Annotated in this window: 15 protein-coding genes; 1 reads left to right on the top strand and 14 read right to left on the bottom strand. The window is 60.8% G+C overall.

All coding sequences use genetic code 11. The features are described from left to right. Positions 1-518: 518 nt before the first annotated feature. The 14 genes from PQQ51_RS06470 to PQQ51_RS06405 form a co-directional block, all read right to left on the bottom strand. The gene (locus tag PQQ51_RS06470) at positions 519-2,120 is read right to left on the bottom strand and encodes a peptide chain release factor 3 (protein WP_408495794.1); all 1,602 of its coding nucleotides are present in this window, start codon (positions 2,118-2,120) and stop codon (positions 519-521) included. Between the two features lie 322 nt (positions 2,121-2,442). After that, entirely contained in the window at positions 2,443-3,588 is a 1,146-nt protein-coding gene (locus tag PQQ51_RS06465) for a fimbrial protein (RefSeq protein WP_408495792.1), read from the bottom strand. 27 nt (positions 3,589-3,615) lie between these two features. Continuing rightward, entirely contained in the window at positions 3,616-6,303 is a 2,688-nt protein-coding gene (locus PQQ51_RS06460; protein WP_408495790.1) for a fimbria/pilus outer membrane usher protein, read from the bottom strand. Between the two features lie 137 nt (positions 6,304-6,440). Further along, the gene (locus PQQ51_RS06455) at positions 6,441-7,184 is read right to left on the bottom strand and encodes a fimbria/pilus periplasmic chaperone (protein ID WP_408495788.1); all 744 of its coding nucleotides are present in this window, start codon (positions 7,182-7,184) and stop codon (positions 6,441-6,443) included. 77 nt (positions 7,185-7,261) lie between these two features. Beyond that, positions 7,262-7,828 carry a fimbrial protein gene (locus PQQ51_RS06450; protein WP_408495786.1) on the bottom strand — a complete coding sequence of 189 codons (567 nt, stop codon included), beginning with the start codon at positions 7,826-7,828 and terminating at the stop codon, positions 7,262-7,264. Positions 7,829-8,203: 375 nt separating this feature from the next. Next, positions 8,204-9,586 carry an MFS transporter gene (locus PQQ51_RS06445; RefSeq protein ID WP_408495784.1) on the bottom strand — a complete coding sequence of 461 codons (1,383 nt, stop codon included), beginning with the start codon at positions 9,584-9,586 and terminating at the stop codon, positions 8,204-8,206. 118 nt (positions 9,587-9,704) lie between these two features. Further along, a complete protein-coding gene (locus PQQ51_RS06440) occupies positions 9,705-11,144 on the bottom strand; it encodes an NAD-dependent succinate-semialdehyde dehydrogenase (RefSeq protein ID WP_408495783.1) in 1,440 nt (479 codons plus the stop codon). Next, positions 11,141-12,178 (bottom strand): aldo/keto reductase, encoded by a 1,038-nt coding sequence (locus PQQ51_RS06435; protein WP_408495781.1) that lies wholly within the window; start codon positions 12,176-12,178, stop codon positions 11,141-11,143. The genes PQQ51_RS06440 and PQQ51_RS06435 overlap by 4 nt, the downstream gene beginning before the upstream one ends. Before the next feature lie 89 nt (positions 12,179-12,267). Continuing rightward, positions 12,268-12,792, bottom strand: coding sequence for a formaldehyde-activating enzyme (gene fae / locus PQQ51_RS06430; protein ID WP_408495779.1), 525 nt, complete (start codon positions 12,790-12,792; stop codon positions 12,268-12,270). A 604-nt stretch (positions 12,793-13,396) separates the two neighbouring features. Continuing rightward, on the bottom strand, positions 13,397-13,687 hold the full coding sequence (locus tag PQQ51_RS06425) for an H-NS histone family protein (RefSeq protein ID WP_408495777.1): 291 nt from the start codon (positions 13,685-13,687) through the stop codon (positions 13,397-13,399). A 162-nt stretch (positions 13,688-13,849) separates the two neighbouring features. Then, positions 13,850-15,049 (bottom strand): serine hydrolase domain-containing protein, encoded by a 1,200-nt coding sequence (locus tag PQQ51_RS06420; protein ID WP_408495775.1) that lies wholly within the window; start codon positions 15,047-15,049, stop codon positions 13,850-13,852. A gap of 117 nt (positions 15,050-15,166) precedes the next feature. Next, a complete protein-coding gene (locus tag PQQ51_RS06415) occupies positions 15,167-15,370 on the bottom strand; it encodes a hypothetical protein (RefSeq protein ID WP_408496087.1) in 204 nt (67 codons plus the stop codon). 525 nt (positions 15,371-15,895) lie between these two features. Beyond that, positions 15,896-16,156, bottom strand: a complete 261-nt coding sequence (locus tag PQQ51_RS06410; RefSeq protein WP_408495773.1) for a hypothetical protein — start codon at positions 16,154-16,156, stop codon at positions 15,896-15,898. An 88-nt stretch (positions 16,157-16,244) separates the two neighbouring features. Next, on the bottom strand, positions 16,245-17,720 hold the full coding sequence (locus PQQ51_RS06405) for a sigma-54 interaction domain-containing protein (RefSeq protein WP_408495771.1): 1,476 nt from the start codon (positions 17,718-17,720) through the stop codon (positions 16,245-16,247). A gap of 313 nt (positions 17,721-18,033) precedes the next feature. On the opposite strand from PQQ51_RS06405, the gene PQQ51_RS06400 reads away from it, so the two are divergent. After that, positions 18,034-19,434: a GntP family permease gene (locus tag PQQ51_RS06400; RefSeq protein ID WP_408495769.1), complete on the top strand. Its 1,401-nt coding sequence runs from the start codon at positions 18,034-18,036 to the stop codon at positions 19,432-19,434. Positions 19,435-19,443: the final 9 nt, after the last annotated feature.

The raw sequence follows: 19,443 nt of genomic DNA, 5'->3' as shown, positions 1-19,443 counted from the left end.
TGTCATGTGTTGGTGATGGAGAACTCAGTGTAGTCAGACGTCCCGGCATCCAGAACCGATGTTTGGGTTATCGCCAGCAGCTTTTGTTGCCTTGGCATGACTCAACAGCAGATTCTACCGGCAGCCTCCGGGTGACCCTGTACGCGAGCGGCGCAACTATGTAAGTGCGCTGCGTCACCGCCGGTTGAGTCGAATCAACGAGACTTCGCTCATTTGGGGATCCGCATGGCGCGGGTCGGCGTGGTCATTGATGGGTTGCGTGGGGACACGAACGACAGTGGCGATCTGGAACGGTACCGTTATGGCCACAGTCTCAATTGCAATCAACAGCCGCTCCCGGAACTCAGAAGCCGTACGTCCGCTCCGTGTTGGAGCGGTTCCGGCATCCCACCTCGTTGACGCCAATTGCGCCACACCCATTCACGCTGATTCGCAAATGGGGCGCAAATGACTGAGTTCCGGCGCGTTATGTAAAAGAGGAATCAGGCGGAGCCTGGTGCTCTCCACGATACGCCGGCTTACATCGCTTTCTTGAACGGCGCGCCCGAATGCTCGCGCAATTCGTTGAACACGATCTTCGGCCACGCTTTCTGCGCGACTTCGATTTCCGACACATGCGAGGCCAGATACGTCGGCGCATCCGATGCATCGAGCGCAATCCGCGCCGCGTACGAATCGGTGAAACGGCGCAACTCCGCTGCATCGTCGCAGGTCACCCAGCGCGACATCCGGTAACGTGCCGGCGCCATCCGCACATCGACCTTGTATTCCGTCGACAACCGATGCGACACCACTTCGAATTGCAGTTGGCCAACCGCGCCGAGAATCATCAAACCGCCGACTTCCGGACGGAACACCTGAATCGCGCCTTCCTCACCGAGCTGCTTCAGCGCTTCACCGAGCTGCTTAGCGCGCATCGGATCGACCACTTCCACCGTCTGAAAAATTTCCGGCGCAAAAAACGGCAAACCGACGAACTGCAATTGTTCGCCTTCGGTCAGCGTATCGCCGAGACTCAACGTGCCGTGATTCGGAATCCCGATGATGTCGCCAGGATACGCCTCGCTAACCGTCTCACGACGCTGCGACAGGAACGTCACCACGTTATTCGCGCGGAACGTCTTGTTCGTGCGCGTCACTTTCACGGCCATGCCGCGTTCGAAATGCCCCGAACACACGCGAATAAATGCCACGCGGTCGCGGTGCGCGAGATCCATGTTCGCCTGCACCTTGAACACGACGCCGGTGAATTTCGGCTCGTCCGGCATCACCGGACGTTGCACGGTCATCCGCATCGACGGCGGCGGCGCCAGATCGACCAGCGCGTCGAGAATTTCCTTCACGCCGAAGTTGTTGATCGCCGAGCCGAACAGCACCGGCGATTGCTGACCGGCGAGGAACTGCTCGCGATCAAAGTCGGGCGACGCGCCGGTAATCAGGTCGATCTCTTCCTTCGCCTTGACCCACGCGTGACCGAAGCGGCGTTCGCCCTCTTCGTCACCCAGCGCTTGCAGCGTTTCGACTTCTCCGCCCGCCTTATCCTGCCCGGCGCGGAACAGACGCACCTGGTCGCGCTGGATGTCGTAGACACCCTGAAAGTCCTTGCCCATGCCGATCGGCCACGTGAACGGCACGGCGGCGACGCCCAGATGCTGTTCGATCTCGTCGAGCAGCTCGAGCGGCTCGCGCACTTCGCGGTCGAGCTTGTTGATGAACGTGACGATCGGCGTCTTGCGGCTGCGGCAGACTTCGAGCAGCTTGAGCGTTTGCGCTTCGACGCCGTTCGCGCCGTCGATCACCATCACGGCGGCATCCACCGCGGTCAACACGCGATAGGTATCTTCGGAGAAGTCTTCGTGGCCCGGTGTGTCGAGCAGGTTGATGACGGCGTTACCGTACTCGAACTGCATCACCGAGCTGGCCACCGAAATGCCCCGCTGCTTTTCGATTTCCATCCAGTCGGACGTCGCGTAGCGATTGCTCTTGCGACCCTTCACGGTACCGGCGATCTGGATCGCGCCCGAAAACAGCAGCAGCTTTTCAGTGAGCGTGGTCTTGCCCGCGTCCGGGTGGGAAATGACCGCGAACGTGCGGCGGCGTTTGAGTTCGGAGACTGACATCGGGTCTGGCGGTCACTGATAGAGGTTCGGGCGATCCCCAAAGGCTTGTGGCCCCTGGTCTGCCACGTTAGGCGCGGCGGCGTCGAGCTGCGGGAGTTGGGCTGGGAACCCTCGTCACAATGGCAACTCGACCGCGTCGGAACCGGGTCACGAACGAGCGTTCGACAATACGGGAATCGCCAGCGCAGAACAGCGCAAGGTGCGAATGATACACGTCATGGGGATGCGCGTCGGGAAATGCGGTTTGGGGGCCAGATAGCGCGTAGACCGGAACGATCTCCTACGCGCTATCTGGCCGAACCATTTCCCGGTCGCCGGGGCATTATTGATAGGACATCGTAAACGTGGCGAGCGCCTTCACGGTCCCTGCAGTGACGATGCCTTTGCTGATGTAACGTGCTGTCAATGGGACCGACAAGAGGCCGTTTGGCGAATCACCAATTAGCCATTGGTTTTTATTGCCGACCGCCGCCGAATCCGCTCCGAACGAAACGGGCGCTCCTGAGCCGTTTAGTATCTGAATACCGACCCCTTGAGCTGTCGAGTCCGAGGAAAGCTGAAGCGTATTACCCGTGTTGGCAGGATTGACGTTATCAGTCAGCGTGATCCACACCTTTGCTCCGCTTGTGCAGTTGAGCGACAACGGAACAGCGATAGGCCCCGTAACTGTCCCGACACCGGACGAGAGCGCCAACGTGGACACTGTAGGCAGTTGCACAGTAAGGGCTGGTTGGCTGACGGAGCAGGTCGCGCCCATGAATGTTCCCGACGCAGAGCCAGAGTAGGCGAACCCCGACAATTGGCTACCCAAGCCACCGTCTGATGAAAAGTAGCCAAGGCGCACCGGCGGGACTGACGAGAGAGACACGACACCGGGAGCAATCTTGCCGGTGACCACAAATGAGGCCGTCAACGTAATATCGACCGTGATCGCCGCGCCGCCAATCACGCCGGTTAAAGTACCGCAGTCAAATATGTAGCCGCCGCTGGTGTTGTTCAATACTTTATTGGCGATGTTGCATTTCGCCGAACTGACACTGTACCGAATGCCAATGCCAGACACGTTGGTGAGGAAAACATCGGTGTAACCCGCCACAGTCGACGCACCGGTCGGCAGATACAGTTGAAATGTTGTCGAAGTACTTTGAGTCCCTGTCGTATTAAACGCGCACGACAGTGGGAACGTGGTCGGTGCGAGCGTAGTTATTGTGGATCCAGCAGACGCATTCGAGGGTACAGCAACGGTACCAACAGCGAGGTTTTGATCACTCACGGTGGCCGAGCAAACCAAGCGTGCATTCGCCGACATGGATACCAAACTAACAATCAAAGCCAACATGCCATATGCAAAAAATCGCTTCAGCGAAAAGGCTCCGTGGTACACAAAATCGTGACTGCGATCGGCCTGCCGTCTGCACCAAATAACTCTGGGACAACACCCACGCTGTGAAAGCGTTAACATAAACATAGCTGGCACCTTCTCAATTCAATCGTTTCAATTTGCAGAACTGCTGCGCGAGTGAAGTGACTCGCCTCCGCCAAGGCAATGCCCCTCCACAGACGTATAAGCCGCGGTTGCCTTACCCGTCTGCTTCGGCAATACATAATCGATCCGGCACTGCTCGGACGCCGCCTCGCCCCACTTCACAAACAACGACCCCTTGTCTTCCAGACCACGCACGAAGATCCGGCTGTCCTGCGCGACAACGCCGACGTTGCGACCATTGCCGTCAACCACGTCCACGCCAAACGGCAACGCCTTATCACCGAGCTGCGGCGCGCGAATCAACGCCGCACGGCCGCTTACCGTCTTGTACTTGAGCATCACCACCGAGCCGAGGCGAGGCACAGCCTGTTCCGAAGTCGACTCGAATTCGACATCGGTCGAGGTTCCTTTCGGGTCGATGTCGACGGTATTCATCCCGTACGGCGTCAGGTAAGGCACCACGGCGTAACCGCGGCTATCGAGCTTGACACCCGGCGAACTCGTCACGCTTGCGCCCGCTGCGCCCGGCGCGTCGACGATGCCAAACGTATCGCCCACGGTTTGCGAGAAAGTCACGCCACCCGGATGCGCGACCACCGTGCCACTGATACCGGCAGACATCTGACTCGAACCCGATCCCGCACTCGCCGACGCCGTCATCTGCGCATACGGCGCGCGCCATGCACCGATCACACCGGTATTGGCGGAGCGGCCGCCACTGGCGCTGGCATATGTGCCGTACGCGTTGTACGAGTACTGGTTCGCGTCGCCGAGCGAGCCGCTCAGGTTGGCTTGCAGATTGGTGTTGCCGCCCGAGCTCGACAGATTGGTCGACAACAACGGCGCATGCTGGCTATGGCCGAGCGGAAGCGTCGTGCTGAGCATGTACTGGTTGGACATCGAGCCGTCCGAACTACGGGTACGCCCCGCCGTGATGCTGTATGTGCCGTACTTGAAACTGTTCGTGTAACCGGCTTGATAAAACGTATCGCTACCGCTGTGATTCCAGTACTGCTGCGACGAAGCGCTCAGAAACACGGTTCCATGGCTCTTGAGGTTCTGATTGACCGTGAGCTGAAAGCGATTGCGCTGACGATAGACGGAATTCGTATCGCCACCACGCATCGCGAGATCGCGAACCGAGGCCGCGTCCGACAGATTCATAAAGCCGGCGGTCGAGTAGCGATAAGCAGCAACCGCAATATTGGTGTCCGTCGGATCGATGAACTTGTTGTAGCCAACGCGCAGACTGGTGCCGCGCATCGTGCTCTGGTTCGGGATTTGCGTTTGCGCACCGGTAACGTCGGCTGAAACCGCGCCAAACCTGGTGTTCAATGCCGCGCCTACGTCAGCCGCTACGTAGCCATTAGCCGCCACGCCGCCGCCGTAAGCCGTCAGCAGGTTGGTGAGACCGCGTTGCAACGTGAACTGCGCGAAGTTCGGCTTCGTTACGAGCGAGTCGTTACGCAACTGTCCGGCGGTCACCGAGAAACGCGTCGTGCCGGGCCGCAACGATTGCGCCACCGACGCGAACGGTACCGTGAAAGTCTTGGTGCGGCCATCGGCTTCGGTCACCGTTACGTCGAGGTTGCCGCCGTAGCCGGTCGCATACAGGTCGTTGATTTCGAACGGACCCGGCGACACGCTGGTTTCATAGAGCAACTGACCGTTCTGACGGACAGAGACACGCGCATTCGTCTCCGCGATGCCACGCACCACCGGCGCGTAGCCACGTAGGGATTCAGGCAACATGCGGTCGTCGGTGGCGATCTGCGCGCCGCGGAACTGCACGCTGTCGAACACGTCGCCGGTCGTGTAGCCGTCGCCCAATGTCACTTGTGATTTCAACGCGGCTACGTCGTGTTGCACGTAGGTCGCGATGTTGTCGACATGCGAACCCTGGCCCGTCGCCTGCGATATCGACGATTGATGACGGAAATGCCATGCGCCAATATTCAAACCCGCGTTCAGGCCAAGGTAGCTTTGCGTCGACTCCATGCCCGAGCCGGCGGTGTGATAAGTGTTCGCGTTGTAGCTCACAAAGCCCGCGTTTACACCGGTTTGCCACATGTCGGGTGGCACATAGCCGCGCGCGGCATTGCGCATGTATTTCTGCGGCACGCTCAGCGTGAGTTTCTGCTCGGAGAAGTCGAAGTCGATCGTTGCGCCCGGCACGATTGCGGCAAGGTCGACGCATTCGTCGTCGGCCGCGGCGGCGCTTGCACTCGCGGCGGCATGCGTGTCTTTGACTGCATCGGTTTTAGCATGCGTTGATAGCTTTGTGCCGGTATCCGCCGCGACCTTGTCGAAATCGACGCCCAAGGTCTCCAGCATCTGACGGCTGAAGCATGCACGCGAGCTGTGACCGTCATGCGTAGCCACGAAGCGCACATCCTGACGCGCCACGCGAATCTCGTTGACCCAAAGATCGACGGCATACACCCCCGGCTCCACCGTATTGCCGCGCGCAAAACGCCCAACGTCCACGGTTTGCGCCGGGTCCGTACGCAAAAAAGTCGTATCGAATTGAACCGCCGCGATTTTGTCGACGCTTTCTGCCGCATTCACGTTCGCCGACTGGGTGCCGCCAAGCCCCGCGAACACCGACATGACAACGGCGATAACGGGGTTCAGGCCGAACGAACCAGAACAATCGCAGATGCGAGCATGCGACTGATGACGAGGTGAGAGTTTCATGATCTGACTGACTTCCGATGTCTTGCAACAGGCGTGCGGCGTCCGGTGCGTTGCTGATGCAACGCACGCCATTTACTCGAAGTGGGTTTTATGCAATTAGGCGCAGGGCTGCCGACCGAACAGCCGGTTGATGCGCGTTATGGATTGAGTGTCGCGTCGCCGTCGATGGCGCCGCCGTAGTCACTGATCGCGGTGTAGTGAACCTTCGCGCCGGCCGATACGCCATTCATCTTTGCAACCGGCAACACGGCCGACGCATGCGGCGCAACCATGCCGCCCTGTTCGTTCTTGAACAGGTGACCGCTGCTTTCTACATCGACTTCGCTAAATGAAACGTAGTAGGGCGTCGGATTGGAGACGCTTACTGCCTGCCCCTTGCCATCTGGCGACACTCCGATTTTCCAGCTCAATTGCGCGGGTGCGTCTTCTGGCTTGCCGGGCAGTTTGGCCGGACGTACGAACATTTTGATGCGGGTGCGATAGGCCAATTGCAACGAATTCACGCCTGAAGTCGCGTCCGCTTTGGGTGGAATATCCAGCACATTGAGCCAGTAGATCGATTCGCGATCCTGCGGCAGCGCTTCGCCGCTGTACATCACGCGCAGTGTCTGCGCTTTCTTCGGATCCATCCGGAAAATCGGCGGCGTGATGATAAACGGCACCTTGATATCGCCGGGCTTGGCATCTGCGTTACCGTCGTCCATCCATACCTGTACGAGCGACGGATTGTGGCTGTCGTTGTCCAGCTTGACCGTGACTTCGCGCTGCTCGAGCGGATACACCACTCGCGTACCGCCGATCGTCACGCTTGCCTGTGCGCCGCCTGCCAGTAGCGCACAGACAAAACCGGTTCCTATCGTGATTTTTTCGAGCAACTTCATCACAGCACCTTTGAACTTAATCTTGAAATGAGGCCGTAAAAAAGGCGTTCACCTAAGCGAACGCCCCCGGTCATCGCTTACTGATACTGCATCGTGTATTGCACCGACGTGCTCACTACGCCCGGCGTTGCCTTGCCCGTAGCGTAGTACTGCGCGAAGTACTTCATGTTTGCCGAACCGCCGGAGATGGTTGCGCCGTTGCCAGCGATGTCGTTGTTCGCACCGGTCGTGATGTTGATCGGTTGCATCGACGCGTTCAGCAGACGCACCTGGACGTTCGACGCCTGGCCCGAAGCGGCCTGGTTAGTCAGATAACCGGTGTCCTGGGCAACGGTCGGACCGTTTTCGAAGGTGGCAACCGCCTTGGTAGCCGCGCCCGAGCAGCCGCTCAGTGCGAGCGTCATGTCGGTCGGGCTGGACGTGCCGGCAACCGCGCCTTGCGTGGCGAGCGTGCCTGCCGAAACCGTCGGCAGCGTGACAGCCAGGTTAGCGGGCGAGCCCGATGCTGTGCCGTTGATCGAGCAAGTGGTGTCCGAAACCGTGCCAGTGAAGGCGATCGTGCCGTCCGCCGCGTGGGCGCCGAACGATGCAACGCCCAGCAAACCGCCAGCAGCGATCGCAATTGCGGGGAGGAAAGATTTCATTTTGTTGCTCCAATTGAGTTAAGAAATATTGAATCGGCGATTGATATTCAGTGAGATTCGCCATTCGCCCTCGGGTGTTCCAATGTTCGAGCCCGGGAATAACGGCTTTTCTTCGAATCATTGGCCGATCGTTCAGGCGCAACGGAATACTAAAATCCAGCGCGGCACTAGTACCTAGGACGATTCTGATTTCATCCCGACTCTTGATGGCAATTCGAAATATTTCCGATTAGTGGATTCTTTTTGCTTATTTGAAATGAGATTTTTCCTAAGCCCTTTGGATAAACGGCCTGGCCGAGACTTCGAGCACCCAATAAAAAAACCGCCGCACCGTTACCGGTGCGGCGGTTTTTTTGCCGAAGTATTTGCGTCGTGTTACGCGCCGCTAGCTTCGTTGAGCGTCAGGTGTTTGGTCTCAGGCGCCCAGGCGATCGAGACCAGCATCCCGATCAGCAGTACGGCCGCGAGCACCATCATGGTTGCGTGAAAACCAAGATGGACGATCCCCAACGGCAGAAGGAACGTACCGACCGCCGAGCCCAGCCGGCTGCACGCGATCGCCAGCCCGACGCCACACGCGCGCACCTCGGTCGGGAAACACTCCGGCGGAAACACGCCGACGAGATTCGAGAACGCGGACATCGTCAGCGTGAACACGGCGAACGCGACGATCATCGCCAGCGTTGCGGACTCGGGCAGCACGGCGAGCGCAACCAGCGACAAACACGTCACCGCGAACGAACCAATCAGGAATGCGCGGCGCGACAGTTTGATCGTGAGCCAGATGCCGATCAATGCGCCGAGCACGAGGAACCCGTTCAACAGGAAATCGGCGCCCGAGCCATCGTTCAGATGGATCGCCTTGAGGATGGTCGGCAGAAATGTGTAGATCGCGAAATACGGAATCACGAGGCACACAAAGAACGCGCAATTGAAAATGGTCCGCCGAATCAGGTCTTTCCGGAACAGCCGCATGAAGCCGCCGCGCGCTTGCGCGTGTTCGTCGTCGCCACTGTCGAGCGTCACGTGGGGGCCGAAGTGTTTGAGTACGACCGCCTTCGCTTCCGCGACGCGACCTTTGCCGCTCAGCCAGCGCGGCGACTCGGGCGTGCCCATGCGCAGCACCAGCACGATCAACGCAGGCACACCGGCCGATGCGAGCAACCATCTCCATGCATCGGGCGAAGCATCGGCATAGTGCATGCCGAGCACGTTCGCGACCACATAGCCGATCGTCCATACCACGCTGAACGAGCCGAGCAACGTACCGCGATGCTTGCGCGGCGAGAATTCCGCGAGAATCGCGTGGCCGACCGCAAAATCGCCACCCATGCCGAAGCCAATCAGCACGCGCAATACGCACAACTCCAACGGCGATCGCACATAAAACTGCGCAAACGCTGCCGCGGTGATGATCAGGAAGCTCAACAGAAAAATCTTCTGCCTTCCTAATTTATCCGACAGCCAGCCAAAAATCAGACTGCCGACAAAGATCCCCATCAACGCGGAACTGCCGATCATGCCCATCCAGAATGCGTCGAGAGGCATCTGGCGATTCAGCGAAGCAAGCGCGTAACCGATCGTGCCGAGCGCGAAGCCCTCGGTAAAGTGCGCACCGAACGTCAGCCCGGCGATCTTGACGTGAAACGCATTGAGCGGCACGTCGTCGAGAGAAACGGGACCACGCATGGCCGCTGCGGCGGACGGCATCGTGGGGGCGAGGCCGAGAGTGGCCGTATGGATATCCTGATTGCTCACGCTGTCTCCTTCGTTTTGTGGGCCGCCCGCGCGCGGTCGGCATAGGTCCGACCCAGGCGGCTTCGTCCGCCTCCATGCATGCAATACGAGGCGGACGCTTCAACGCGGGAAGCCGGGACTACCGTCCGAGGCCACCCATCATCATGTACTTCAGTTCGGTGTATTCATCGAGCCCGTACTTCGAACCTTCACGGCCGAGCCCCGACTGTTTGACGCCGCCGAACGGCGCAACTTCCGTCGACAGAATCCCCTCGTTGATGCCGACCATGCCGCTTTCCAGCGCCTCCGCCACGCGCCATGCGCGCGCGAGGTCGCGGGTGTAGAAATACGCGGACAGACCGAACGGCGTGGCATTGGCGGCGGCGATCGCCTCGTGTTCGGACGTGAAGCGGAAGCACGCGGCCACCGGCCCGAACGTTTCTTCCGCGGCGATCAGCATCGACTTCGATGCGTCCACCAGCACCGTCGGTTCATAAAACGTACCGCCAAGTGCGTGCGGTTTTCCTCCGGTGAGGATTTTCGCGCCTTGACTCAACGCGTCGGCGACGTGCGCCTCGACTTTCTTCAGCGCCGCCTGATTGATCAGCGGACCCTGCTCGACCTCGCCTTGCAGCGCATTGCCGACGCGCATCTGCCGCACGGCTTTGGTCAGCGCCAGCGTGAACGCGTCGTACACGCCGTCCTGCACGTAGAAACGGTTCACGCACACGCAGGTCTGCCCGGTGTTGCGGAATTTCGAGGCCATCGCGCCTTGCACGGCGGCTTCGATATCCGCGTCGTCGAATACGATGAACGGCGCGTTGCCGCCCAACTCCAGCGACAGCTTCTTCAACGTATCCGCCGACTGCTTCGCGAGCAGTTTGCCGACGCGCGTCGAACCGGTGAACGACAACTTGCGCACGACTTCCGATTCCGTCAGCGCGCCGCCGATCGCAACGGCATCGCCGGAGACGATGTTGAACACGCCCGGCGGAATACCCGCTTTTTCGGCGAGCACGGCCAGCGCAAACGCCGACAAAGGCGTCTCTTCCGACGGCTTGAGCACCATCGTGCAACCCGCCGCCAGTGCCGGCCCGGCTTTACGCGTGATCATCGCGAGCGGGAAATTCCACGGCGTAATGGCCGCGACCACGCCGACCGGTTCGCGCGTCACGATGATCTTCGCGTGCGGGTTCGGGCTCGGAATCACGTCGCCGTAACTGCGCTTCGCCTCCTCGGCGAACCATTCGAAGAAGCTTGCCGCATAGCCGACTTCGCCGCGCGCTTCCGCGAGCGGTTTGCCTTGCTCGAGCGTCAGCAGTTCGGCTAGCGCGTCGCGGTTGTCGAGCATCAGTTCGCCCCAACGCTTGACGCGCGCACCGCGCTCTTTCGCCGTCAGTGCGCGCCATGCCGGAAAAGCGCGCTCCGCAGCGGCAATGGCTTGCGTGGTTTCCGCCGCGCCGCCGTTCGCCACCTGCGCGACGATTTCGCCGGTCGCGGGATTCAACACCGCATACGTGCTCGCGCTTTCGTGCCATTCGCCGCCGATGTAATGGCCGGTCCGGAGAAACTCGTTCATGCGGCTTTCTCCAGGGTTTCGTCGAAAACGCCTTGTGCAAGCCGTGGCTCGCGCGCAATTCGTTTGCCCGCCGTGTAATCGTTGATCAGATCGCATGGCGTGTAATTGCGTTCGAGTTCGAACAGCTCGTCCGCGTTGAGATGCGTGCCGAGTGCGGCCACCGCGCTATCGAACTGCGCGGGCGTATCCGCGCCGACCAGCATGCTCGCCACGCCGCCGTGATTGAGCACCCAGGCCTGCGCGATCTGCGCCGCCGACACCCCACGCCGGGCCGCCACGCGCGCGACCGACGCCGCAATCTCACGCGACGCGATATCGCCGTACATTTGCGCGGTGAAGAAATCGGTCTGATTGCGCGTCGAGTTCGGATCGCAAGTCAACAGACCGCGCGCCAAAGGACTGAACACCGAAACGCCGACGCCCTGATCCTGGCAATACGGAATCATTTCGCGCTCTTCCTCCCGATACGCGAGATTGAGTTGCAGTTGCATGTTGATCGGCTTGTGCCAGCCATTGCGCTCACAGACCTGCATGATCCTTGCGAACTGCCAGGTGTACATGGTCGACACGCCGATATAGCGCGCTTTGCCTGCACACACGATGTCGTTCAGCGCGCCCATCGTTTCTTCCACCGGCGTGTTCACGTCGAAGAAATGCAGCATGTAGATGTCGACGTAATCCATCCCGAGGCGCCTGAGCGACGCGTCGATGCCGTCCATGATGTGCTTGCGCGAATGGCCGCCGGCGTTCTGATATGCGCCCATGTCGTAGCCGACTTTGGTCGTCACCACGATTTCCTCGCGGCGCGCGAGACGCTTCAGAATGCGGCCCAACACTTCTTCGCCGACGCCGGTCGAATAGAAGTCGGCGAGGTCGATGAAATTCACGCCGGCTTCGAGCGCGTGCCGCACGATCGGCTCGCTTTGCGCTTCGTCGAAGATCCACGGCTTCCATTGCGGCGTACCCATGTTCATCGTGCCGAGGCACAGTCGCGAAACCTTCAGGCCAGACTGGCCGAGGCGAATGTATTCCATTGCAGTATCTCCTTCCCTATCTCGTGAAAGTGCTGTTTCGCGCGATCGCATCAGACGGCCCGCCGGCATGCGAATCGCGCTTACGGGTATCAGCGTTGTTTGGGGGTGTAGAACGGGTTCGAGACTTCGCGCGCGGCGGCGAACACTTCGTCGCGATGCGGCAAGCCCTTCATCGCCGCGACGATCGCGTTCTTGCACGCGCGGTAGTTGTTCTCGAAGACGGCGTCGAGATCGTCGGTGCCCGGATTGACCCAGTTCGCCGACACCACCACCCAATCGTTTTCCGCTTCCGGCGGCAGCGTGCCGTTCTCGAGCGACTCGGCCACCGCCTTCGCGATGCCCGCTTGCGAAGCGCCCCACGTTGCGTTGCCGTGGAAGTCGCTGCCGATCTGCGCCTTGTTCACGTACAGCGTCAGCGGCTTGGTCGGCACACCCGGCCGCGCGATCACGACGAACGGCGCATGGCCCGCGGATGGCGTCGCCAACGCGGTGGCGAAGGCCTGGCCCGCCGGCCCGTTACGCGGACCGACCAGCACGTTGATATGCGCGAGGTTCACGCCTGGGCCTTCGAAGCCCTCGCCGATAAAGAGTTGTTTGTCCGTCGATACGCTCATGGTTTGTTCCGTCGGTGTTGAGTGGATGGCCGATTGTGCGGCGGCGCTTCAACGGCCCTGTATCGATGAGTTTTGATGTGGGGTATGAGGCGAACTCAACTCCGGGTTTGTCCCGAGCGGAGGGGCATAGCAGACCCTTTCACGCAAAGGTGAGGGTTTTCGGGACCTGAGATGGCGACGCTCCAAGCGCGGCCAAAGGTGATGTCAGTGGAAGACGGCCGCGCACCGGCAACGTGTTGCGGGGTTCACTGCAGATGTTCGATAGTGCAGCGTCAGACGCCCGTGAAGACGGGCCGCGCGATTCTTCTCCTGACTGGAGAGGCGCACCAGCAAAGGCTGACAAGGGTTAGCGCCGATCGTGATGGGTTGCTGGAGCCACGCCGGACAAGCGCAAAGAGAGGTGCGAACTACGCCGACGCCTGGCTCACCGAACAATCAGAAACAGATGTGATGCACGTGAACCGCCGCACGGATCGGTAGATCGGCATGCGTGAAAGGTGAGCGTTTTCGGGACTCCGCTGCGGTGCGGAAAAAACGCTGCGCGGGTTCACTTCAGAAAAAAGCGCGGAGTGAAAGCTCGCGCTCCGGTACCACGCCTGGCAGTTCAGGCATCGATCAGAAACCGTTCGCGATTCTTGCCGGCCAGCCAGCCTGGCGAGCGGCCACGGCCGCTCCACGTCTCGCCGGTCTTCGGGTTGCGGTACTTGGCAACCGATGCCGGTTTGCGCTGCGCCTTGGACTTGCCCGAGAAACCCAGCTCTTCCGCGGTCAGATCGTATTCGGCGATCTTCTGCTTGATGTCGGCGATCGCCTGCGCGATTTCTTTCTCACGTGCCACGGCAACTTCCTTGTGAAGCTTTTCGAGTTGCGCGGTCAATTGCTTGTATGAGGCCATGACGGATGCTCCGAACGGTTTGACGAACTGCAGACGGGCGCCCCAGGAGGAAGTCCCTTTGGCGGACACTATCAGACGAAAAAGGTACCGGATAGAGCGCCCGGCGCAGCGCTACTCGCGACAGCCGATCGTACGGCTCGGCGGCCGATCCGCGCGGCGCGCTCAATCGTCAATCGCATCGTACACGCGGCGCTCGAAGTCGACCGCCATGGGAAACGCTTCGATCCCACGACGCTGGATCAGCATCAGACCGATCATGTCTTCCACGGGATCGGCGAACCAGCTCGTACCGTAAGCGCCCGGCCAGCCGAACGAACCGATCGAGCGATAGCCGTGCGCAAGCTGCTGCGCGGGATCGTCGACGACGGAAAGGCCGAGACCGAAGCCCTGACCCGCCCACACAATCTGTCCGAAAGCCGGCACGCGGCGCTGGTCGCGCGTCAGAAAGTTCGAGCGCATCAGATCGACCGAGCGATGCGACAGCAATCGTGTCGCCCCGACGCGCCCGCGGCCGAGCAGTAGTTGCGCGAATTGCAGATAGTCGTGCGCCGTCGACACAAGACCGCCGCCGCCGCTCTGAAACCGGTCGGCTTTGGCCCAGCGGCTCGTCGACGGATGATCCTCCACCACGCGCCGCCGCGAACCGGGATCGACGCCGTAGGCCGTGGCCAGCCGCGTCAGTTGCGGCTCGGGCACCCAGAAGGCCGTATCGCGCATGCCGAGCGGCTCGAAGATTCGCGTGCGGAAGAATTCGCCGAGCGACATGCCGCTCACACGCTCGATCAGCACGCCGAGGACATCCGTCGCGATGCCGTAGTGCCAGCGGGTGCCGGGCTGGAACATCAGCGGCAAACCCGCGATCCGGTTCAGCCACGCACCGATATTGCCGTGGGCTTCGAATCCGTTGAAAGCGGCGGCATACGCATCGGCCAACGGTCCCGTGGACGTGAAGTGATACGCGAAGCCGGCGCGGTGCGTGAGCAGGTCGAGCACGGTGAGCGGCGCTCTCGCCGGGTCGGTTTCGTCGAGCGGGCCGGACGGGTCGCGCAGCACGCGTGGCGCGGCCAGTTCGGGCAGCCACAGCGAGATCGGCGTGTCGAACGCGAGACGATCTTCCTCGATCAGCATCAGGATCGCCGCGCTGGTGACCGGCTTGGTCATTGACGCGATGCGAAACAGCGTGTCGCGCTCCATTGGCAATTGGCCGGCTTCGTCGCGCAGACCGAGCGGTTCGAAGTAGCCGATTTCGCCGCGCCGCCAGACCAGCGAAACAACGCCTGCCACTTCGCGTCGCTCGACATAGCCTTGCATCGCATTCGTGAGCGCCGTCAGCCGGGATGCTGAAAATCCTGCTGGATGCATGATGGTCCTGGAAGTGGATACCGGGGCGCCCGTGTGGCGGGCCGGCTATGTTCCCCTATTTTTGCAGAAAACGTTACCCGGTCAGACGGAACATCCGGCATCCACGGCGGCGTAGGTTCAGGTTTTCTGCCGCTCCTCGAGCGCCGAAAGCGCGGCATTGAGCCGTTTGACGCGGCTCGCCTGCGCCGGCACCAGCGTCGCGCCGGACATCGAATCGAGGCGGTGACGCCAATATGACAACGGAATACGGTCTTCAGCGGATATATGCGAGATTACATGTTCAAGATGTTCGATATCTTTTTCGAGTTGGTGGTGATTCATTGCTTTCCCCGGAATTACTCGTTGAACTGTCTCAAAAGCATAAAACATGCCGTTATTACTTCCCCGTGCTGCTCACAACGGAAAATGTTTCTTAACTCCGTATTTAAATGTTAAACAGGTGGAAAAACCTCCTCGTTAATTTTGCCGGTAGAGCCTTACGTACGAGGATACTGCGAGTGATCTTCACGTTCCGTTAGCCGCCGCACCGACTTCGTCGGGAGGCAAATTTGCTTTGCATCCGGATTAACCTCGACTTGCAGATAAATAATCGATAAAGCAGCACTGGAAAATGCATAACGCATCATAAGGCGTTTTCAAAATAGACATTAGTGCTTGAGCTTTATGACCACCGTATGGCTTTCCGCAAGATAGGTGGGCGGCAGCGGCATTGACGCGCGCAGCGTTGAGAGAGACTGCGCGGTGGAAAGCAGAAGCGGCCGTCGCGCGGCGAAAGCACGCCGGCACAACGAAAAGATCGCAGCTATTTGAAAAACTCGAAGCGCCGGCGCAATGGCCGGCGAGGCGTCACTTCGCCTTACAGGCGTAGATCAGATTGAGCGTGCCGTTCTCATTGGTCTGGCGGACCACGTCGAACGCGCCGCCGCAACTCGCCGCGGCCTGTTGCGCGCAGGAATCGGAACCGTTCGGGCATTGGACCAGCGTCGTCGGGCGGCCGTCCGACAAAAACAGCGGCGCGCTGCTGCTGCACCCGCCCAACACGGCAATGCCGCTGACGACCAACGCGGCGCGAGCCAGGTACGCGAAAGAGGAGAGACTGCGTTTCATTGGAAACCCCGATCACATCTTGTTTTTTCGATGACGCGATTGTGCCATGCGGCAAATGCGCTGCGTCAGTCGATGTCGCCCCGCGTTGTCACAGCTCGATGCCGTAAGCGGCGATCTTCTTGTACAGGGTCGCGCGGCCCATGCCGATTTGCGCCGCAGTTTCGATCACGCGGCCGCCGTTGGCGCGCAACGCATCGCTCAGGAAACGCTGTTCGAATGCGGCCATCGCGTCGCTCCATAGTGCGGGAACGGGCGCATCCGCAGTCGCATCCGCAAACTGCGCGGCAGCCGACTTGAGCGGCGCATTCGCCTGACGCGTGCCGCCGTCGCGAACAGGCCCGAGAAACGGCGCCAGCGCCCGCGCGTCGATACGCTCGCTGTCGGACAGCATCACCGCCCGCTCGAGCGTGTTGCGCAATTCCCGCACGTTGCCAGGCCAGTCGTACGAACACAGAAGCCGCAGCGCGTCGTCCTGCAATTCGAAGTGACTGGCGCCGCGTACCTGCGTGGACAGATCCTCCAGCATCGCGTAGGCCAATGCCTCGATGTCCGGCAGCCGCTCGCGCAAAGGCGGCGCCTGGATCGTCAGCACGTTCAGCCGATAGAACAGGTCCGCGCGAAACCGGCCGGCCGCGACGAGCGCGGGCAAATCCGCCGACGTCGCGGCGATGATCCGCACGTCTGCGCGCACGATCCGGTTCGAGCCGAGCGGTTCGAACTCCTTGTCCTGCAGCACGCGCAGCAACTTGCCCTGCAACGACAGCGGCATGTCGCCGATTTCGTCGAGGAACAGCGTGCCGCCGTTCGCCAGTTCGAACTTGCCGACGCGGCCTTTCCGATCTGCGCCGGTGTAGGCGCCCGGCGCGGCGCCGAAAAACTCGACTTCGAGCAACGTATCCGGGATGGCCGCGACATTGACGGTCACGAGCGGCTGCGCCGCCCGCGCCGAGCCGCCGTGGATCGCATGCGCGAGGAGCTCCTTGCCGGTGCCGGTTTCGCCGAGCAGCAGCACCGGCGATTCGACCTGGGCGGCGCGACGCGCCTGACGCTTCACTTCGAGGCTGGCCGCGCTCGTGCCGACAAAGCTGCCGAACGTGTATTTGGCGCGCCGGGCCTGCGCGAGCGACTGACGCGTCGCGATCAGTTCCTGCTGCACACGCGAGTAATGCGAAAAGAGCGGTGTCAGCGCCTTGAGTTCGTCGAACAGCGCGAAGCCGACCGCGCCCACCGTTTCACCGGCATCGTCCTTCAACGGCAGGCGCGTGACGACCAGCGGCTCCCGATCCGTTTCGAGGATGTCGAGCAGAATCGGCTTGCCGGTATTGACGACTTCACGCATCAGGCTGTTTGGGATCACTGCTTCGCAATCGCGGCCGATCGCCTGCTGCGGATCGGAGAACCCGAAACGCGCTGCATAACGTTTGTTGATCCACACCACGCGTGCATCCGCGTCGACGATAAACGTGCCTTCGCTGAAATTTTCGAAAGTGCGGAACAGCGAATCCATCGCACGGCGCAGGACGTCGCCGTAGGTGGCGGGCAAGCCCGCCCAATCGTTCATCATGGTGTGGCTGTCTCCAGCTATCGTTTTACTTGCACTTGTCTCATTTCATAGACTATCTTATCTCACCATAGAGACCGCCAAAAACACGGCCACTTAGGGGTTTAACCTCATTTCCGGCCACGTTCGGCCTCTTTGCGTCCCGTTTCAGAGACGTTTGGGTACAATCGGCCGCATCACGTTTCGAGCTCCGGCCCGGGAAATCAACGGGCAGGCGGCTGCGACGGCTGTGGCATGGAACCTGCATTTGCGGGCGCCGTGCCTTTGCCGTATCGGGATCGCGTACACGTAGAACAACCAAGCTTTCGGAGACTCAATGTCCTTTGTAATCGTCCTCGCCGCGCTGGCGTTTCTGATGTTCGCCGCGTACCGCGGCTATAGCGTCATTCTCTTCGCACCGGTCGCCGCCCTCGGCGCTGTGCTGCTCACCGATCCGTCGGCCGTCGCGCCGGTGTTCTCCGGCATCTTCATGGAGAAAATGGTCGGCTTCGTGAAGCTTTACTTCCCCGTATTTCTGTTGGGCGCGGTGTTCGGTAAGGTCATCGAACTATCCGGGTTCTCGGAATCGATCGTGGCCGCCGCTATCCGTTATATCGGCCGCTCGCGTGCCAACGCCGTGATCGTCGCGGTGTGTGCGCTGCTCACCTATGGCGGCGTGTCGCTGTTCGTGGTGGTATTCGCGGTCTATCCGTTCGCTGCCGAGTTGTACCGTCAAAGCAATATTCCAAAGCGTCTGATGCCGGGCGCGATCGCACTCGGCGCATTCTCGTTCACGATGGATTCGCTGCCGGGCACCCCGCAGATCCAGAACATCATCCCGACCACGTTCTTCAAGACCACGTCGTGGGCCGCGCCCGTGCTCGGCGTGATCGGTTCGGTGTTCATCATCGTGGTCGGGCTCACGTATCTGGAATGGCGCCGCCGTGCCGCGATGGCCAAGGGCGAAGGCTACGGCACGGATCTGCTCAACGAGCCGGAACGCGTCGAATCGAAGCAACTGCCGAATCCGTTGCTGGCAGTCGCGCCGCTGGTGCTGGTCGGCGTCGCGAACTTTCTGCTGACCCGCTGGATTCCGAACTGGTACGGCGCGTCGTACACGATCGCTCCGGAGATCCTGCCGGGCATCCACGCACCGGTCACGACGACGATCAAGAGCGTGGTCGCGATCTGGGCCGTTGAAGGTGCGCTGCTGCTGGGCATCGTGATGGTCGTGGTGACCGCATTCGGCCGCGTGCGCGAGCGTTTCGCGATCGGCACGAAGGCCGCGGTCGCGGGTGCGCTGCTGGCTTCGTTGAACACCGCGTCGGAGTATGGCTTCGGTGGCGTGATCGCCGCGTTGCCGGGTTTTCTGGTGGTCAGCGATGCGTTGAAGAGCATCCCGAATCCGCTCGTCAACGCAGCGGTTTCCGTGAGCTCGCTTGCGGGTATCACGGGTTCGGCATCGGGCGGGATGAGCATCGCGCTTGCAGCGATGTCGGACACGTTCATCAAGGGTGCCGAAGCCGCGCATATTCCGATGGAAGTGCTGCATCGGGTGGTTGCGATGGCGAGCGGCGGGATGGACACGTTGCCGCATAACGGCGCGGTGATTACGCTGCTGGCGGTGACGGGTTTGACGCATCGTCAGTCGTATCGCGATATTTTCGCGGTAACGGTCATCAAGACGCTGGCGGTGTTTGTCGTGATCGCGGTTTATTACGCGACGGGGTTGGTTTAAGGCGGGGGG

The sequence above is a fragment of the Paraburkholderia xenovorans genome, assembly GCF_046030735.1.
GTDB classification, from domain to species: domain Bacteria; phylum Pseudomonadota; class Gammaproteobacteria; order Burkholderiales; family Burkholderiaceae; genus Paraburkholderia; species Paraburkholderia xenovorans_A.
This window is presented reverse-complemented; position numbering and strand designations above follow the sequence as displayed.

What these genes read in the sequence shown, in the direction of transcription:
- PQQ51_RS06410 (WP_408495773.1), bottom strand. Translation starts at nt 16,156, where the DNA reads ATGAAACGCAGTCTCTCCTCTTTCGCGTACCTGGCTCGCGCCGCGTTG.
- PQQ51_RS06455 (WP_408495788.1), bottom strand. Translation starts at nt 7,184, where the DNA reads ATGAAGTTGCTCGAAAAAATCACGATAGGAACCGGTTTTGTCTGTGCG.
- PQQ51_RS06465 (WP_408495792.1), bottom strand. Translation starts at nt 3,588, where the DNA reads ATGTTTATGTTAACGCTTTCACAGCGTGGGTGTTGTCCCAGAGTTATT.
- PQQ51_RS06440 (WP_408495783.1), bottom strand. Translation starts at nt 11,144, where the DNA reads ATGAACGAGTTTCTCCGGACCGGCCATTACATCGGCGGCGAATGGCAC.
- PQQ51_RS06470 (WP_408495794.1), bottom strand. Translation starts at nt 2,120, where the DNA reads ATGTCAGTCTCCGAACTCAAACGCCGCCGCACGTTCGCGGTCATTTCC.
- PQQ51_RS06400 (WP_408495769.1), top strand. Translation starts at nt 18,034, where the DNA reads ATGTCCTTTGTAATCGTCCTCGCCGCGCTGGCGTTTCTGATGTTCGCC.
- PQQ51_RS06435 (WP_408495781.1), bottom strand. Translation starts at nt 12,178, where the DNA reads ATGGAATACATTCGCCTCGGCCAGTCTGGCCTGAAGGTTTCGCGACTG.
- PQQ51_RS06460 (WP_408495790.1), bottom strand. Translation starts at nt 6,303, where the DNA reads ATGAAACTCTCACCTCGTCATCAGTCGCATGCTCGCATCTGCGATTGT.
- fae (WP_408495779.1), bottom strand. Translation starts at nt 12,792, where the DNA reads ATGAGCGTATCGACGGACAAACAACTCTTTATCGGCGAGGGCTTCGAA.
- PQQ51_RS06420 (WP_408495775.1), bottom strand. Translation starts at nt 15,049, where the DNA reads ATGCATCCAGCAGGATTTTCAGCATCCCGGCTGACGGCGCTCACGAAT.
- PQQ51_RS06415 (WP_408496087.1), bottom strand. Translation starts at nt 15,370, where the DNA reads ATGAATCACCACCAACTCGAAAAAGATATCGAACATCTTGAACATGTA.
- PQQ51_RS06425 (WP_408495777.1), bottom strand. Translation starts at nt 13,687, where the DNA reads ATGGCCTCATACAAGCAATTGACCGCGCAACTCGAAAAGCTTCACAAG.
- PQQ51_RS06450 (WP_408495786.1), bottom strand. Translation starts at nt 7,828, where the DNA reads ATGAAATCTTTCCTCCCCGCAATTGCGATCGCTGCTGGCGGTTTGCTG.
- PQQ51_RS06405 (WP_408495771.1), bottom strand. Translation starts at nt 17,720, where the DNA reads ATGATGAACGATTGGGCGGGCTTGCCCGCCACCTACGGCGACGTCCTG.